Origin of the sequence: Rathayibacter sp. VKM Ac-2805, assembly GCF_009834265.1 — a bacterium.
Classification (GTDB): Bacteria; Actinomycetota; Actinomycetes; order Actinomycetales; family Microbacteriaceae; genus Rathayibacter.
Genome location: NZ_CP047185.1, coordinates 3354065 through 3369291, shown reverse-complemented (window position 1 = coordinate 3369291; position 15227 = coordinate 3354065). Strand labels below are relative to the sequence as shown.

Genomic DNA, 15227 nt, shown 5'->3' with positions numbered 1-15227 from the left:
GCTCGGCTCAGCCCGCTCGACTCAGCTCAGCCCGGTTCAGCGCCCCGCTCCGCTGTGCGCGCCCCAGCCGCGCCCGTCCGCTTCACGCCGGCGCCGTGCTCAGCGCCTGCAGCCCCGTCACCCGCAGCAGGTCGAGCCGCGCCTCGTCCTCGCTGCCCGGCGCCACCGTGTAGACGACGATCCGCAGGTCGGTGCCCGGAGCCGTGAGCACGTCGCAGTCGATCGTGACCGGTCCGACGGGCGTCCGCGTCACCGTCTTCCGGCTCGCGCGGTGCTCGGCGATGCGCGCCTCCGCCCAGCGCCGCTCGAACTCGGGCGACTCCTCCCGCAGCCGGGCGACGAGGGCGGCGAGCGCCGGATCGCGCGGGTAGCGCCCGGTCGCCGCGCGCAGGTCGGCCGCGAGGTCGCTCGCGAAGTCCTCCTCGTGCTGCGCGTCGAACTCGGTGCCCGCGTGTCCGGAGGTGAAGTGCCGCCAGACGAGGTTCCGCTCCAGCCCGGTGTACACCGAGGGGTCGCCGTTCAAGGCGGCCCAGAGCGGGTTCCACAGCAGGATGTCGTGGGCCGCCGTGAACACCGCGAGCGGCACGTCGCCCAGGCGGTCGACGATCCGCTGCACGCCCGGGCTCACGTGCTGCGGCACGACGCCCGGCGAGGGGACGGCGGCACCGGCGACCCGGTAGAGGTGGTCGCGCTCGCTGTCCGTGAGCCGGAGCGCGACTGCGAGCGAGCGGAGCATCGACGGCGAGGGGTTCCGCGCGCGTCCCTGCTCGAGCCGCACCAGGTAGTCGACGCTCACGCCCGAGAGCGCCGCCAGCTCCTCGCGGCGCAGGCCCGTGGCTCGGCGGCCCGAGCCCGCGGGCAGGCCGACGTCGGCGGGACGGATGCGGTCGCGCCACGAGCGCAGCACCGTGGCGAACTCCTCCATGCCGCCCATCCTCCTCCGCCCGCCATCGCCGAGCCAGGTACTGCCGGTCCCCCCGTCGAGCGCGGCCTGGTCGAGGCTCGACCACCCGCGCAGGATGGGCGCATGACCACGACACTCATCACCGGAGCGAACCGCTCCCTCGGCCTCGAGACCGCCCGCCGACTCCTCGAGGCGGGCCACACCGTCTACGCCGGCATGCGCGACACCGCCGACGGCGACGCCGCCCGCGCGCTCGGCGCCCACCCCGTCCGCCTCGACGTCACCGATCAGGCGAGCGTCGACTCCGCGATCGCCTCCCTGCCCGGGCTCGACGTGCTCGTCAACAACGCCGGAGTGCTGGGCACCTCGTTCGGCGTCGACGACCTCACCCCGGAGGCGATGGCGGGCGTCCTCGAGACGAACGTCGTCGGCATCGTCCGCGTCACACAGGCCGCGCTCCCGCTGCTGCAGGCCTCCGCGGCCCCGGTCGTCGTGAACGTGGCGTCCGGAGTCGGCTGGCCGCGCTGGCTGAGCACCGAGGGCCACGACGAGTTCCCCGTCACCGCGATCCCCTACGCGGCCTCGAAGGCGGCGGTCGTCGCGCTCACCGTGCAGTACGCGAAGAACCTGCCGGCGATGCGGATCAACGCGAGCGACCCCGGCTACACCGCGACCGACTTCAACGGACACGGCGGCCACCAGACCGTCACCGAGGGCACGGACGCGACCGTCGCGCTGGCTCTGCTCGGCTCCGACGGGCCGACGGGCGAGTTCCACGACCGGCGCGGGCGCATCGAGTACTGAGCGGTGGGGCGGGCGGGCGCGGCCGGGCGGAGGCGGCCGGACGCCGGCCCGGACCCGGCGGGCGTCCACTTGTCCGTTCGAGGAGCCGCAGCCCCGAGCCCGGCGTGCGCCCACGCGCCCGTTCGGGAAGGTCCCGGCCCGACTCGACGTGCGTCCGCGCACGCCCGAGACGCGGTGAGGTCCCCGAACCCGCCCTCGGCGCACCGGCCAGCACATGGTGATGAGGTGTCCTGTCTGCGCGGTCACCGGTCCTCGGTGCTGGGCTGTGAGTGACGGCCGGAGCCGGGACGCTGCCCACCGCGTGACAGAGGGCCGGATGAACCGCCGGCCCGACGGTGCGTGCTCGCTCCGGTGCGCCTACCGACTCACCGCGTCTCGTGTCAGCTCTGCAGCTCGACCCCCCAGTTCGTCCTCTGGACGTCGGCGTCGAGCCCGCGCAGCTCGCGCGCCACGGCGTCGGCCTGCTCGCGCAGCTCCCGCACCGGCAGCGCGGGCAGGCGGCGCAGCTCGCTCCGGAGCTGGCGGTAGCCGCGCTCGCCGGCGGCCGCGTCGGCCGCGCGGGTCAGGAGGCTGTGCCGGGCGCGCAGGGCCTCGCGCCGGGCGAGCGCCGCGGTCAGCACCTCTCCGGTGGGAGTGGTCGCCGTCGCGTTGGTGAGGTTGATCGCCGTGACCAGCCGCTCGAGCTCGCCCAGTGCGCGCGTGCAGTCGGCGAGCAGCTCGGCCGGGTCCTCGGTCGGCTCCTCTCCCTCCTGGTAGGAGGCGTTCGCGACGATCCGCGACTGGAGGGCCTCGATCCGCTTCTGCAGGTCGGCCCGCTCGAGGAGTGCTTCGGCGAGAGTCATGCGACCAGGCAAGCACACATCGACGCGACCCGCGCCCCTAGGCTGCGACCGTGCCGCTGCAGAACCATCCCGGAGACGTCGAGTTCCCCGTCCGACCCCGGCTGCGCTACGCGCGGGCGGCCGATGCCCACCGGCGCGGTCAGGGCGCCGGACGCCGCGCGCTTCTGGTGACCGCCTTCGCGGCTCCGGTGGGCCTGGTCGGCTTCGCATGGGGGCTCGCGCTCGGCGGCGGCGAGAGCGTCGTCGCGTTCACAGCGTTCGCGTTCGCTCTGGCCTTCGGGCTGCTCGCCGCCACGGTCGGCTTCCAGCAGTGGGATGCGCGCGCGCCGCGCCGCGAGCAGCTCGCGTACCTCGGCGCGGCCGGCTCGCCGACCCCGTCCCTCCGCCAGCAGCAGCTGCTCGCGCTCGACGCGGTCAGCGACTTCTCGTTCGCCGGCTGGAACTCCTCCCTCGCGTTCCAGCCCTCGTGGGCCGAGCTCCCGGAGGAGCTGCGGCGCCGATACGCCGACGGAGCGAAGGGAGCGCCGTGGCAGCAGCTGCCGCTGCATCCGCTCGTCGAGCACCGGGTCGCGCTCGACCGCGACTTCCGCATCGCCTCGGCCGACGACGTCGAGCTGCTGGTCGCCGACGTGCTCACCCGCGGGCCGCTCTCGACCCGCTTCGCCGAGGTCTCGGCCTCCGCCGACGCCGAGCGGATGCGCTCCCGAGTCGCCGCGCTCACGGGCGGCAGCGAGTTCCACCTCCTCGAGCTCGCCCAGGCGGTCGACGGGCGTCCGCCGCTCCTCCTGCTCGCGGGCGACGCCGAGCGCACGATCGGCGCGATCCGCTACGCCTACGTCGCCGGCTACCTCCCGGCGGCGCGGGCCTGGGAGCTGCTGGCCGCGGTCGGCGACCGCGTCTTCGAGCGCTACTCCGGCTGGGACGCCTACTGGGCCGACGCGGCCCTCGCCATCGCCTTCCGCACCGACTCCCTCGGCGCCGTGCAGCACCACCATCGGCTGCGCGCGGAGCTCGCGGCGTCGGGGTGGCCGGCGGCGTCGGTGCCGTACCCGGGCTGAGCGCGGGGGCGGCGACGGTGCCTCCGAGCCGGAGCGTCCGGACCGGGGGCGTGCGCCCGCGCGGTGACCTCCGCCGCCGACGGGGCTGTCGACGCGGCGAGCGCTGCGGCCCCGGGGTCAGCCCAGCTTCGAGGCGGGCACCGTCTCGAGGTGGAGCAGGTCGCGGCGCAGGCGCTGCGAGCGGACGTAGCTGCTCAGCACGTGCTCGGGCGAGGGCGGGGAGTCACTCCCGCCGAGGAGGGCGCGCGCGGTCGTGAGGCGTGCGCGGCGGATCTCGTCGAACACCGTGGTGCCGTTCCGCGCGAAGGTGCGCTGCAGCGTCCGCTTCGGGACGCCGAGGCGCTCGCAGATCTCCTGGACCGAGAGGCGGGGGTCGGTGGACATCGCGGCGATCAGGGCGAGGGCGCGCGTGTAGACGTCCTCGCTGCTCTCGCGCGGCAGCGAGGTCGCCAGCACAGCGCCCGCCAGCTGCTCGACGGCGGCCCGCACCAGGGGGAAGGCGGGGGAGTCGGCGTCGAGGGTGGAGCCGAAGGTCGCGTTGACGGTCGAGAGCAGGATGCCGCGGCTGGCCGGGTCGGCCTCGGTGACGACGGCGCCACGGTCGGCCGAGTCGACCAGGCCCAGCAGCGGGCGGTCGAGGGCGATCTCGGTGCGGGCGCTCGGGGTGTCGGTCACGATCGTGAACGGGGAGTCGCAGTGGAGGAAGGCGATGTCGCCCGGCGCGACGCGGACCTCGAGCGCCGCCGGATCGTCCGGCTGGATCACGAGCGCGCCCTCGAGCGGGATGATCAGGCGGACGCCCGGGCCGATGGCGGAGGTGCGGTGCAGGCGGGCCGGCGAGTGCCAGATCCGGAGCACGTCGACGCCGTCGCTGCAGAGGGTGTCGGCCACGATGCGGAACGCGCCGTTCGCGCGGACGTCGACGCCGCTCTGGGCCAGCCACGCGGCCGCCGCGGTGTCCCGGCGGGACACCCCGCGATCGACGATCGGTCGGCTGCCTTCTGCGATTCCCCTCACGGCGGAGTCCTTTCCTCTGGCGCGTCCTCCGTACGACGCGATCCCTCTACCCTGGCCGATCCGGTCCGGTGGTGAGAAGTCTTCATGCGATCGCATCGTCGCTCACCTCCACCGCAAGGTGTCGGATCCCGCCATCGGGGGACGGAACCGCACCTCCGGGGTGCGCCTCGGATCGACGTGGACCTCGAGCGCGGCGACGTCGGTGAAGGGCCGGTCGTCGCTCGTGCGGCCCCGCAGCACGATGGAGTGGCGGAGCGTCCGGGGCGCCCGCAGCGGCGCGATCGTGTAGTGCGCGACGGCCACGAATCCCGCTCCCGGGGCGACCCGCTCGGGCCGGCCGACGACGGTGACCGGGGCCTCGTCGTAGTCGAGCTCGACGCCCGAGCCGTCGGTGAAGGAGCCGCAGAACAGGGCGAGATCGTGCAGGGCGGCGGTGCCGGAGTTGTGGAACTGCATCCAGAAGGTGATCACGGCGACGGACCCGCGGGCGGGCGCGAGCCGCACCGCGCTGCCGTCGAGGACGAGGTGCGGGGGCGCATCGAGCGTCGGAGCTCCGAGCATCAGCCGCGCCGCCTGACGCCCGCCGCCGGTGCGGCCACCGGTTGCGCTGCGCGTCCCGCCAACTGCAGGAGGCCGCACGCGGCGACCACTCCGACGAGGGCGGCCGCCCAGCTCAGGTCCTGCTGGTCGAACTCCCGGAGGTGCGCCGGGACGCCAGTGAATCCGAGGATCCCCTGGGCCGCGGCGACGGTGGCGAAGGCGAGCATCGCGGCCGTGGCGGCGACCGCGGCCGGGGTGGGCGGGTCGCCCTCCGAGTCCTGGGCGAAGCGGCGGACGGCGTGCGCGAGGGCGAGTGCGCAGAGGGCTGCGGCGACGAGGGCGGCCGCGGTGTAGGCCGGGCCGGCGGCCAGGAGGAGGAGGGCGCCGACGACGACCCGCAGGCAGGCCGGGAGGACGCCGGGAGCGCTGCATCCGCGCGCGCCCGGACCTCCGCCGAGGGCCGCGGCGCGGGCGCGGGACTCCTCGAGGCGCCTCCGGACGCCATGAGGACCAGCGGCGCGGAGCAGGGCGGTCGCGCCCGAGGCGAGCAGCGCGACGCCGACGAGCAGAGGGAAGACGAGGGCGGCGGCGGGCAGGGCGGGGGCGGCGTCGGCAGGGGTCATCGGGTCTCCTTCGGGGCGGGGACGGGGCGCGCGGCACCTCGATGATCCGTCCTCGCGAAGCGCCTCGGGACGCCGGGCGCGAACGCTCACGAGGCAGGCGCGCCAGAACGTCAGAACGCGCCAGCGGACCGTGCCGCAGAGCCGTGCCAACGGCACCGCGGAACGTGCCACGCGCCTCCGAGTGCCCGCTGCGCGCCGTTTCGAGACGGCCTACGCTCACCGGATGGACGAGGTGCGGGACGCGTACGGCGCGCGGGCGGAGGAGTACGCGGCGCTGCTCGGATCGGTCGACGCGGGGCCCGCGGCCGATCGCGAGCTGATCGGGTCGTGGGCCGACGGGCTGGAGGGCACGGTCACCGACGTGGGCTGCGGGCCCGGGCACTGGACGGAGTTCCTCCAGCGCCGCGGAGCCGCCGCGGTCGGCGTCGACCCGGTGCCGGAGTTCGTCGCGCTGGCTCGAGCGCGGTTCCCGGACGTCCCGTTCCGGCTCGGCTCGGCGCTCGAACTCGACGTCGACGGCCTGGGGGGCGTTCTCGCGTGGTACTCGCTCATCCACCTGCCGCCGGCGGAGCTGCGCGGCGCGGTCGCGGCGCTCGCCGCGCACCTCCGACCGGGCGGAAGCCTGCTGATCGGCTTCTTCGAAGGGCCGCGCACGGAGGCGTTCGCGCACGCCGTCGCACCGGCGTGGTTTCACCCGCTCGCCGAGATGCGCGCGCTCGCCGAGCAGGCCGGCCTCGAGGTGACCCACTCCCTCCGCCGCAGCGCCCCCGGCGTCCGCGACCACGGCGAGCTGATCGCTGTACTCCCGCGCTGACGCCGAGCTGATCGCCGGCCTCTGATCCGGACGCCGCCGACACCGCGCTGGTTCCGCGCTGACGGCACCCGCTCCTGCTGGTCACCGGCGGCCGACGTCCCGGCCGACCGCATCCCGCCGAGACACCACCGCCTCGCCGAGACGCCGCCGTCTCGGCGGTGCTTCGGCGGTGTCCCGGCGGACGAGGGCCGCCGCGCCTAGAGGCGGTCGGCGCGCCACTCCGTGGGGATCTCCTCGCCGCGGCGGAACGCCTCCTCCTCGCGCTCGCGCAGCTCGACGCGGCGGATCTTGCCCGAGATCGTCTTGGGCAGGGGGTGGAACTCGAGGCGCCGCACCCGCTCGAAGGAGGAGAGCAGCTCGCGGGTGTGGGCGAAGATCGCGCTCGCCGTCTCGGCGGTCGGCTCCCAGCCCTCGGCGAGGGTGACGTACGCCTTCACCACGCTGTGGCGCACCTCGTCCGGAGCCGGCACCACCGCGGACTCGGCGACGGCGGGGTGCTGCAGCAGCACGCTCTCGACCTCGAACGGCGAGATCTTGAAGTCGGAGGACTTGAAGATGTCGTCGGTGCGGCCCACGAAGGTGATCGTGCCGTCGACCGCGCGGACCGCCACGTCGCCGGTGTGGAAGTAGCCGTCGGCACGGGCGCGCTCGGTGCGGTCCTCGTCGCCGAGGTAGCCGGACATCAGGTTGACGGGCTCGACGGAGAGGTCGAGGCAGATCTCACCGGTGGAGGCGGGCTCGCCGGTCAGCGGATCGACGAGGGCGATGGCGACGCCGGGCAGCGCGCGGCCCATCGCTCCGGGGACCACGGGAGCGCCGGGCGGGTTCGCGATGATCGCGGTGGTCTCGGTCTGGCCGTAGCCGTCGCGGATGGTGAGTCCCCACTCCCGCTCGACGGTCGCGATGACCTCGGGGTTGAGCGGCTCGCCCGCCGAGAGGATCTCGGTCAGCGCGCGCGGCTTCGCTCCGAGCGCCGACTGGATCAGCATCCGCCACACGGTCGGCGGCGCGCAGAACGTGGTGACCTCGGCCCGGTCGAGCTGCTGGTGCAGAGCGGTGGGGGAGAAGCGGCTGTAGTTGTAGACGAACACCGTCGCCTCGGCGTTCCACGGCGCGAAGAAGCAGCTCCACGCGTGCTTGCCCCAGCCCGGCGAGCTGATCGCCATGTGCACGTCGCCCGGCTGCACGCCGAGCCAGTACATCGTGCTGAGGTGCCCCACGGGGTACGACTCGTGCGTGTGCACGACCATCTTGGGCTTCGAGGTGGTGCCGGAGGTGAAGTAGATCAGGCACGGATCGGAGCTCTCGACGACCACCGTCGGGCTGATGCCGAAGGGCTCGAGCGAGTCGGCGTAGTCGAGCCAGCCCTCGACGGCGCCGCCGACCGCGATGCGGCCGAAGCCGCCCTCCATCTCGTCGAACTTGGCTGTCTCGGAGGCGTCCGCGATGACGTGCGCGACCTCGCCGCGCTCGAGGCGGTCGGCCAGGTCGGCGGGTGAGAGCAGGGTCGTCGTGGGGAGGATGACCGCGCCGAGCTTCATGATCGCGAGCATCGACTCCCACAGCTCGAGGCGGTTGCCGAGCATGAGCATCACGTGATCGCCCTGCTCGACGCCGACCGAGTGAAGCCAGGCGGCGACCTCGTCGGAGCGCCAGCGCATCCGGTCGAAGGAGTACTTCTCCTCGGAGCCGTCCTCCTCCACGATCCAGAGGGCGGGGCGCTCGTTGCCGATGGCGATCGCGTCGAACCAGTCCACCGCCCAGTTGAAGCGGGGCCCGACGTCCGGCCACTGGAAGGCCTCGTTCGCGGCGACCGCATCGGTGCGGTGCTGCAGGAGGGTGTCGCGGGCGGCGCGGAAGCTCCCGGTGGGGTTCATGCATGTCTCCGTAGCGGTCGAGGTCCGGCGGGACCGACCCCATTCTGCTCCCGCCGCGCGACGGGCGATGCGCGGCACGTGCCGCTCGAGGAGACCCCCGAGCGGGAAGCGCCGTGTGGAGGAGCCGTCGGGCCGGGTCCCACGGGAGAGGCAGCGGGAGCGGAGGGGGCCGCCCGCCGGGGCAGGCGCTCCCTCCGCGGAGCAGGCCTCAGTACTTGATCGACTGCCCGCCGTCGATGGGGAGGACGGTCGCGTTCACGTAGGAGGCGTCGTCCGAGAGGAGGAACGCGACGACCGAGGCGATCTCGTCGGCCTCGCCGTAGCGCTTGGTCGGGTTGACCTGGATGAACTCCTCGGCCGCCTTGCGCGGGTTCTGCGGGTCGAGCTGCTTCATCGAGTTCTCGACCATCGGGGTCCAGATGGCCCCGGGCGCGATCGCGTTGATGCGGATGCCGAACTCGCCGTACTCGATCGCGGAGTTGCGGGTGAGGCCGACGACGCCGTGCTTGGCGGCCGCGTAGCCGGACTGGTTGCCGATCGCGGTGATGCCGCCGACGCTCGCGGTGTTGACGACCATGCCCGAGCCCTGCTCGCGCATCACCTTCAGCACCTTCTCGAGGCCGAGGAACACGCCGCGCAGGTTGATCGCGACGACCTTGTCGAACTCGTCGGCCGTGAAGTCCTCGGTGAGGTTCTGGCGGCCCTCGATGCCGGCGTTGTTGAAGAAGCCGTCGATGCGGCCGAACGCTTCGAGGGTGCGCGCGACGTAGGCGTCGACGTCCGCCTCCTTCGACACGTCGGCGAGGACGGTGATCGACTCGGTGCCCTCGGGCAGAACGTCGACCGTGGCGGCGAGGCCCTGCTCGGAGATGTCGACGAGGGCGAGCTTCGCGCCCTCCTGGGCGAGGCGGACGGCGGCGGCGCGGCCCAGGCCGGATCCACCTCCGGTGATGAGGACGACGCGGTCGGTGAAGCGGGTGCTGGTGGTGGTCATGACGACTCCTGCTCGAAGAGGGATGGGCTCGGAGGCCGTGCGGTCGGCGAGTCCGTATCCATGCGTCTGCATGCAATTGACTCCACGATACGCCACAGGTGTCGGTTGAGTCTGAGTGCGCGGTCAGGGAGGGAGCGATCCGGGCTGTGGGCGCCCGCAGTCGAGCCCGTGGACCCTCGCGAGCGGGGCCGCAGGATCCGATGCGAGCACTCGGGTTCTGGGCAGAGCCCCCGGCCCCGCCCCCCCCGACCCCGATCCGCCGCACGCCCGCCTACAGGTGCGGCTGCCCCGTCGAGGCGCTCGTTCCGCCGTCCACGGCGAGGATCGCGCCGGTGATGTACGCCGCGTCCGCGCTGGCGAGGAACAGCACCGGCGGGGCGATGTCGTCCGGCTGCCCGGGGCGTCCGAGGGCGATGCGGTCGATGAAGGGCGCGAGCTCCTCGGGGGTCGAGGCCATCGACTCGGTCAGCGGCGTCTGCGTGAAGGCGGGCGCGACGGCGTTGACCCGCACACCGTGCGCGCCGAAGTCGAGGGCCAGCGACTGCACGAAGGTCGTGATCGCGCCCTTGGTCGCGTTGTAGGCGGCCTGGCCCCAGTCGCCGCGGATGCCCGACACGGAGGAGACGACGACGATGTTGCCGCGGCTCGCCTTGAGGTGCGGGAGCGCCGCCTTCACCGCGTAGAAGAGGGCGTCGACGTTCGTGGCGAAGAGCGAGCGCCAGGCGTCGTCCTCCACCTCCTCGATCGGGCCGCCGAGGTGGCCGGCCGCGTTGTTCACGAGGACGTCGATCCCGCCGAACCTCGCGACGGTGCCCTCGACGAGCGCGTCGACCTCGGCTCGGACCGAGACGTCGGTGGGCACGACCAGGACGCGCTCGGCCGGGAAGCCGGCGACGGTCTCCTCGAGCGTGGCGGGGGTGCGCCCGGCGACCGCGACGCTCGCGCCCTGCTCGAGGAAGGCGCGTGCGATGGAGCGGCCGATACCGGAGCCGGCTCCGGTGATCAGGACGGTGCGTCCGGCGAAGGGGTAGGTGTTCGAGGCGATCATGGCGGTGCCTTCCGGGTGCAGAGGGGCGGCTCGGCGGGGTGCGCCGGGTGCAGAGGGGCGGCTCGGCGGGGTGCGCCGGGTGCGGCGGGCGTCGGATCCGCCCGGTGCCGATCATCCGCGGCACCCGAGTGGATCGACGGGCCGCCGCGCCGGTACGGAGGAGCTCCACATCGATCCGCAGCACGGCTCCCGACCCTGGCAACCGCCGCAGAGTGCGATCCGCGGCCGCGCGGGCTCGGGTAGACCGGAGGGACGCCAGTGGACAGGGGGAACCACCATGGACACCACGAGAACGACCGCTCCGCGCCGGGCGACGGGACTCCGGGCCGGACGGCGCGCGACCGTGCTGGGCGCCTCGGCACTGCTCGCGGCGCTCGCTCTGAGCGGCTGCACGAGCGGCGCCGACCAGGCGGAGGAGGCGACACCCGCCGTTCCCGGCACCGCTGCTCCGACGACCGCCGCTCCGACCGCGACGCCCACCGAGGCTCCGCTCGGGCCCGTGACGCTGCCCGAGGGCGCGACCGCCGCCGTGCGCTGGACCGACCAGGTCGGCCCCGTCGATCCGCAGAGCGTGTACCTCAGCGGCGACCCGCTGCACATCACCGTCTCGGTCGCCTGCGACACCGAGGACGCCGAGGTGACGATCGAGGTCGTCGGCCTGATGACGAGCGGATCGTCGTGCGTCTACAGCCCGAGCACGACCCGCACCGGCACCGGAGGCGGCAACACGGGCACCATGCAGATCGCCGTCGAGCAGGACGCCGAGATCAGGGTGACGACGGTGCCGGACGACGCGCACTGGTCGGCCGCCGTCTCGACCGGGGCGCGGGCCGTCCCCGGGCCCTGACGCCGGCCTGCGCGCTCACGAGAACAGATAAGTCGCGGTGGTCGAGAGCGGCCACCGCGACGTCCGGGTTCTCGAGTCGCCCGGGGCGTCAGCCGATCGGGACGCCGAGCTCGGCCATGAACGGCACGGCGTCGACCGCCTCGCCGTCGACCCGCGTCTCGAAGTGCAGGTGGCAGCCGGTGGAGGCGCCGGTCGAGCCGCGCAGCGCGATGACCTGGCCGACGGTGACGGTCTCGCCGACCGACACCATCAGCTCGCTGTTGTGGGCGTAGCCGGTCTCGATGCCGCCGCCGTTGTCGAGCAGGATCCAGTTGCCGTAGCTGCCCTGGTACGACGCCTCCTCGACGGTGCCGCTGGAGGCCGCGAGGACGGGCGTGCCGCAGGCGCCGGCGAGATCGGTGCCCTTGTGGAACAGGTTCACGCCGGCGACCGGCGCGTCGGGGCGGGGGCCGTAGCTGCTGCTGATGTGACCGGAGATCGGGACGACCCACGCTCCGGACGCTCCGGCGGCGGCCGCGGTCGACTCGCCGGAGGTGGCCGTGATCGCGTCGAGGGACGCGGTGGGCACGAGGACCTCGGGCTTGGCCTCGGCGGCGAAGGCGTCGCGGGTGACGCTCTGCTGCACGACTCCGGCCGCCACGAAGCTCTGCGGGCGGGCCGCAGCGACGGCGGTGGCCGTGTCGCGGGTCAGCTCGGAGTCGGCGGTGCCGCCCACGGCGAACGCGGGCATCGTCGACGTGATCGCGATGCCGGCCACGAGGGTCATCGCGGCGACGGCGGAGACGCGGGGGCGCGACGGGCGGCGGGAGGCGCGGCGGCTGCGGGACTCCTGGTCACGGAGCGAGCGACGGGTCGGGAGGGCGGACGGACTGCCGGTCTCGGCTCCTGCGGGGGTGGGAGTCGAGGCGCGTGACGAACGGTGCATGCAGAGGAGGTTCCAGGTCTGCCGACGCTCGAGGGGGGAGGCGAGCGCCGGGTGGGGCAGTGGGGCTGATCGCACGGCTGAGCCGATGCGACCCTCCAAGCTACCCGCGTTCCGCCGGATCCGACCTGAGAGAAACCTCCGGAGTCAAGCGGTTGAGCGCATCGATCGGCTCTCGATCCGTGGTGGCCGGGTCGGCGCGGCGGTGCAGGGTGCTGGGCGGGGCGGTCGCGCGGGGCGACACTTCGGCTGCCGACGAGACGCCGTCGACGTGTCGAGACGCCGCCCACTCGCAGGTGTCCCGGTGCGTTCGGCGGTACTTCGGCGTCGCCGTTTCCGGGTGCGCGCGAACGATCGGATCTCGACCCCGCGCGTCAGGAGCGAGCGGCCACGGGAGGCGCAACGGTTGCCGCCGAGACGCCGCCGACCGCCGAGACGCCGCCCTCTCGCCGGCGTCTCGGTGCGTTCGGCGGTGCTTCGGCGCGGGCGAGGCGGGAGCGCTCGACGAGCGGCGACGGGAGTGCGCGGGATCGGCGGTGGGCGTGCTCAGCGGTAGGCGTGCTCAGCGGTTGGCGGTGAAGACGAGCAGGGCGATCACGCCGGCGACCGTCGCCGCGACTCCGGAGCCCAGGCGCCACCACATCCACTTGTCGCGCCTGGGTCCGCGCATGGGACGCCGGAGGCCGGCGCGGCCCTGGTAGCCGCCGGGATCGTGCTGGAAGACCATCCGCCCAGCCTGCCGAACCCGCGCTCCTCTCGGGGCCGACTCGCCCGCGACTCCCAGCCGCGAATGGCGCCGCCCCCTCCACGGCGCTGCCCCCTCCGGTGCGCGCTTCTCCCCGCGAGATGCCACCCGGCTCCCCGCGAGATGCCACTTGGGTCCGCTCGGCTCGGCGTGTCGCCCGCACAAGTGGCATCTCGCGGCACGCGGGGTGGCATCTCGCGGAACGGGGGTGGCATCTCGCGGCGGGGGGGGCATCTCGCGGGGCCGGCCGCGCGCCTAGCGCGGCCCGGGCGCGCTCGCCAGCGGGTTCGCGGGGCGGGTGCCGCTCGGTAGCGTGGGGGAGTCGGCCGGAGCGGTCGACGAGCGGAGGAGCGGACATGGCCGGGACCGGCAAGGACAAGGACGCACGCGACAAGGCGGCGCAGAAGCGCGCGAAGAAGGCGCTGAAGAAGGCCGAGAAGTCGGTGCGCGCGGCGCACGAGGCGGTCCGCGACTCCAGCAAGAAGCTGCGCAAGAAGGCCCGCAAGCTGGCCGAGCAGACCGAGAAGCTCAAGCGGACCCAGGAGAAGGCGGCGAAGAAGGCGGCCGCGGCCGAGAACCGCCCGACCACGCCGAAGCACGCCGCCGAGCCGGCGGTCGGCGCCCTCGACCTCACCCCGCCGCTGCCCGGCTCGCAGGAGCCCGCCGAGGATCAGGAGTCCGCCGAGGACGCCGGCGCCGCGGCCGAGTCCACCGCCCAGCAGGAGCCGGCCCCCGACTCCGACCCCGCGCACACCCCGGACCTCACCCCGCCGATGCCGCGCTCGGCCTCCTGAGCGCACCCGTCTGAGCGCCGCACGTCAGTGCGGGCTCGGGTGGATCGCACCCTCAGAAGCGCCGCCCGCCTGAGAATCCGCACAGACTACTCGGGCGGGCGTGCCCCGCGAGGTGAACAGCAGGTGAAGCCTCGCGACCACGCCGGAACGCCTCCCGCCGCGGGAGCATCATGTCTGCGTGGATCCCTTCATCCTGCTCGCGCTCGTCGTCGTCACGGCTCTCGCCTTCGACTTCACCAACGGCTTCCATGACACGGCGAACGCGATGGCCACGTCCATCGCGACCGGTGCCCTGAAGCCCCGCACCGCCGTGGCCCTCTCGGCGTCGCTGAACCTCGTCGGTGCGTTCCTCAGCATCGAGGTGGCGCTGACCGTCACCAACGCGGTCGTGAAGATCCAGGACTCCTCGGGCGCACCCGATCCGGCGCTGCTCGAGGACGGCGGATCCGCTCTGCTGCTGATCGTGCTGGCCGGCCTCATCGGCGGCATCGTCTGGAACCTGCTGACCTGGCTGCTCGGCCTTCCCTCGAGCTCGTCGCACGCCCTCTTCGGCGGCCTGATCGGCTCCGCTCTCGCGGGCCTCGGCCTCAACGGCGTGAACTGGGCCGGCGACGGCACGAAGCTCGACGGCGTCGTCGGCAAGGTGATCCTCCCGGCGCTGATGTCGCCCGTGCTCGCCGGCGCGGTCGCGGCGATCGGCACCTGGCTCGTCTTCCGGGTGATCGGCAACCTCGCCGAGAAGAGCCTCCACCGCGGCTTCCGCTTCGGCCAGATCGGCAGCGCCTCCCTCGTCTCGCTCGCGCACGGCACCAACGACGCGCAGAAGACGATGGGAGTGATCACGCTTGCGCTGATCGCCGCCGGCGGCTGGAGCGACACCGAGTCGGTCCCCTTCTGGGTCAAGCTCAGCTGCGCGCTGGCCATCTCGCTCGGCACCTACATCGGCGGCTGGCGGATCATCCGCACCGTCGGCAAGGGCCTCGTCGAGATCGACACCCCGCAGGGCATGGCCGCCGAGAGCGCCTCCGCCGCGGTCATCCTCGCCTCCAGCCACCTCGGCTTCGCCCTCTCGACCACCCACGTCGCGACCGGCTCGATCCTCGGCTCCGGAGTCGGCCGCCCCGGCGCGCAGGTGCGCTGGCGCGTGGCGCTGCGCATGGTGATCGCCTGGGTCATCACGCTCCCGGCCGCCGCTCTCGTCGGCGCCGTGATGTGGTGGATCGGCCACCTCGTCGGAGGCGCGGCAGGCGGCCTCCTGATGGCCGCGATCCTCGTCGCCGTCGCCTCCCTCATCTACATCCGCTCGCGCCGCGACAGCATCGGCGCGCACAACGTCAACGACGAGTGGCAGGACGCGGCGGCACGCCCCGCACCCGAGACCGCCGGCGTCTGAGCGAA

16 protein-coding genes are annotated in these 15227 nt (G+C 73.9%); 6 read left to right on the top strand and 10 right to left on the bottom strand.

Annotated elements, in window-relative coordinates:
• Nucleotides 1-82 precede the first annotated feature (82 nt).
• The gene (locus tag GSU40_RS15780) at nucleotides 83-925 is read right to left on the bottom strand and encodes a helix-turn-helix transcriptional regulator (RefSeq protein WP_104257455.1); all 843 of its coding nucleotides are present in this window, start codon (nucleotides 923-925) and stop codon (nucleotides 83-85) included.
• A gap of 102 nt (nucleotides 926-1027) precedes the next feature.
• Between GSU40_RS15780 and GSU40_RS15775 the strand changes: the two genes are divergently transcribed.
• Nucleotides 1028-1708, top strand: coding sequence for an SDR family NAD(P)-dependent oxidoreductase (locus GSU40_RS15775; RefSeq protein ID WP_104232897.1), 681 nt, complete (start codon nucleotides 1028-1030; stop codon nucleotides 1706-1708).
• Between the two features lie 380 nt (nucleotides 1709-2088).
• Here the strand turns inward: GSU40_RS15775 and GSU40_RS15770 are convergent, their stop codons facing one another.
• Nucleotides 2089-2550, bottom strand: coding sequence for a DIP1984 family protein (locus GSU40_RS15770; protein ID WP_104224023.1), 462 nt, complete (start codon nucleotides 2548-2550; stop codon nucleotides 2089-2091).
• A 50-nt stretch (nucleotides 2551-2600) separates the two neighbouring features.
• On the opposite strand from GSU40_RS15770, the gene GSU40_RS15765 reads away from it, so the two are divergent.
• Entirely contained in the window at nucleotides 2601-3608 is a 1008-nt protein-coding gene (locus tag GSU40_RS15765; protein WP_104314648.1) for a DUF1266 domain-containing protein, read from the top strand.
• Nucleotides 3609-3725: 117 nt separating this feature from the next.
• On the opposite strand, the gene GSU40_RS15760 is transcribed toward GSU40_RS15765, so the two are convergent.
• The 3 genes from GSU40_RS15760 to GSU40_RS15750 form a co-directional block, all read right to left on the bottom strand.
• On the bottom strand, nucleotides 3726-4580 hold the full coding sequence (locus tag GSU40_RS15760) for a helix-turn-helix domain-containing protein (protein ID WP_160035778.1): 855 nt from the start codon (nucleotides 4578-4580) through the stop codon (nucleotides 3726-3728).
• A gap of 147 nt (nucleotides 4581-4727) precedes the next feature.
• Nucleotides 4728-5186, bottom strand: a complete 459-nt coding sequence (locus GSU40_RS15755) for a hypothetical protein (RefSeq protein WP_104282897.1) — start codon at nucleotides 5184-5186, stop codon at nucleotides 4728-4730.
• A complete protein-coding gene (locus tag GSU40_RS15750; protein ID WP_104308297.1) occupies nucleotides 5186-5788 on the bottom strand; it encodes a hypothetical protein in 603 nt (200 codons plus the stop codon). Before GSU40_RS15750 ends, GSU40_RS15755 begins: the two co-directional genes overlap by 1 nt.
• Before the next feature lie 223 nt (nucleotides 5789-6011).
• On the opposite strand from GSU40_RS15750, the gene GSU40_RS15745 reads away from it, so the two are divergent.
• Nucleotides 6012-6602, top strand: a complete 591-nt coding sequence (locus GSU40_RS15745; RefSeq protein WP_160035776.1) for a class I SAM-dependent methyltransferase — start codon at nucleotides 6012-6014, stop codon at nucleotides 6600-6602.
• Between the two features lie 197 nt (nucleotides 6603-6799).
• Here the strand turns inward: GSU40_RS15745 and GSU40_RS15740 are convergent, their stop codons facing one another.
• The 3 genes from GSU40_RS15740 to GSU40_RS15730 all read right to left on the bottom strand — a co-directional run bounded on the left by GSU40_RS15740 (nucleotide 6800) and on the right by GSU40_RS15730 (nucleotide 10521).
• Nucleotides 6800-8479, bottom strand: a complete 1680-nt coding sequence (locus GSU40_RS15740) for an AMP-binding protein (protein WP_104348603.1) — start codon at nucleotides 8477-8479, stop codon at nucleotides 6800-6802.
• Between the two features lie 208 nt (nucleotides 8480-8687).
• Nucleotides 8688-9473 carry a glucose 1-dehydrogenase gene (locus GSU40_RS15735; protein ID WP_167299040.1) on the bottom strand — a complete coding sequence of 262 codons (786 nt, stop codon included), beginning with the start codon at nucleotides 9471-9473 and terminating at the stop codon, nucleotides 8688-8690.
• A gap of 271 nt (nucleotides 9474-9744) precedes the next feature.
• Complete coding sequence (locus GSU40_RS15730) at nucleotides 9745-10521, bottom strand: SDR family NAD(P)-dependent oxidoreductase (protein WP_244229515.1); 777 nt, start codon at nucleotides 10519-10521, stop codon at nucleotides 9745-9747.
• Between the two features lie 277 nt (nucleotides 10522-10798).
• Here GSU40_RS15730 and GSU40_RS15725 point away from each other — a divergent pair, with 277 nt between their 5' ends.
• A complete protein-coding gene (locus GSU40_RS15725) occupies nucleotides 10799-11368 on the top strand; it encodes a hypothetical protein (RefSeq protein ID WP_160035774.1) in 570 nt (189 codons plus the stop codon).
• Nucleotides 11369-11456: 88 nt separating this feature from the next.
• Here the strand turns inward: GSU40_RS15725 and GSU40_RS15720 are convergent, their stop codons facing one another.
• Complete coding sequence (locus tag GSU40_RS15720) at nucleotides 11457-12293, bottom strand: M23 family metallopeptidase (protein WP_160035772.1); 837 nt, start codon at nucleotides 12291-12293, stop codon at nucleotides 11457-11459.
• Nucleotides 12294-12852: 559 nt separating this feature from the next.
• Nucleotides 12853-13017 (bottom strand): hypothetical protein, encoded by a 165-nt coding sequence (locus tag GSU40_RS15715; protein WP_159916337.1) that lies wholly within the window; start codon nucleotides 13015-13017, stop codon nucleotides 12853-12855.
• Between the two features lie 374 nt (nucleotides 13018-13391).
• Between GSU40_RS15715 and GSU40_RS15710 the strand changes: the two genes are divergently transcribed.
• Nucleotides 13392-13829, top strand: a complete 438-nt coding sequence (locus tag GSU40_RS15710; protein ID WP_160035770.1) for a hypothetical protein — start codon at nucleotides 13392-13394, stop codon at nucleotides 13827-13829.
• 178 nt (nucleotides 13830-14007) lie between these two features.
• Nucleotides 14008-15222 carry an inorganic phosphate transporter gene (locus GSU40_RS15705; protein WP_104224012.1) on the top strand — a complete coding sequence of 405 codons (1215 nt, stop codon included), beginning with the start codon at nucleotides 14008-14010 and terminating at the stop codon, nucleotides 15220-15222.
• The last annotated feature ends 5 nt before the right edge of the window (nucleotides 15223-15227 follow it).

What these genes read in the sequence shown, in the direction of transcription:
- GSU40_RS15780 (WP_104257455.1), bottom strand. Translation starts at nt 925, where the DNA reads ATGGAGGAGTTCGCCACGGTGCTGCGCTCGTGGCGCGACCGCATCCGT.
- GSU40_RS15775 (WP_104232897.1), top strand. Translation starts at nt 1,028, where the DNA reads ATGACCACGACACTCATCACCGGAGCGAACCGCTCCCTCGGCCTCGAG.
- GSU40_RS15770 (WP_104224023.1), bottom strand. Translation starts at nt 2,550, where the DNA reads ATGACTCTCGCCGAAGCACTCCTCGAGCGGGCCGACCTGCAGAAGCGG.
- GSU40_RS15755 (WP_104282897.1), bottom strand. Translation starts at nt 5,186, where the DNA reads ATGCTCGGAGCTCCGACGCTCGATGCGCCCCCGCACCTCGTCCTCGAC.
- GSU40_RS15750 (WP_104308297.1), bottom strand. Translation starts at nt 5,788, where the DNA reads ATGACCCCTGCCGACGCCGCCCCCGCCCTGCCCGCCGCCGCCCTCGTC.
- GSU40_RS15745 (WP_160035776.1), top strand. Translation starts at nt 6,012, where the DNA reads ATGGACGAGGTGCGGGACGCGTACGGCGCGCGGGCGGAGGAGTACGCG.
- GSU40_RS15740 (WP_104348603.1), bottom strand. Translation starts at nt 8,479, where the DNA reads ATGAACCCCACCGGGAGCTTCCGCGCCGCCCGCGACACCCTCCTGCAG.
- GSU40_RS15735 (WP_167299040.1), bottom strand. Translation starts at nt 9,473, where the DNA reads ATGACCACCACCAGCACCCGCTTCACCGACCGCGTCGTCCTCATCACC.
- GSU40_RS15730 (WP_244229515.1), bottom strand. Translation starts at nt 10,521, where the DNA reads ATGATCGCCTCGAACACCTACCCCTTCGCCGGACGCACCGTCCTGATC.
- GSU40_RS15725 (WP_160035774.1), top strand. Translation starts at nt 10,799, where the DNA reads ATGGACACCACGAGAACGACCGCTCCGCGCCGGGCGACGGGACTCCGG.
- GSU40_RS15720 (WP_160035772.1), bottom strand. Translation starts at nt 12,293, where the DNA reads ATGCACCGTTCGTCACGCGCCTCGACTCCCACCCCCGCAGGAGCCGAG.
- GSU40_RS15715 (WP_159916337.1), bottom strand. Translation starts at nt 13,017, where the DNA reads ATGGTCTTCCAGCACGATCCCGGCGGCTACCAGGGCCGCGCCGGCCTC.
- GSU40_RS15710 (WP_160035770.1), top strand. Translation starts at nt 13,392, where the DNA reads ATGGCCGGGACCGGCAAGGACAAGGACGCACGCGACAAGGCGGCGCAG.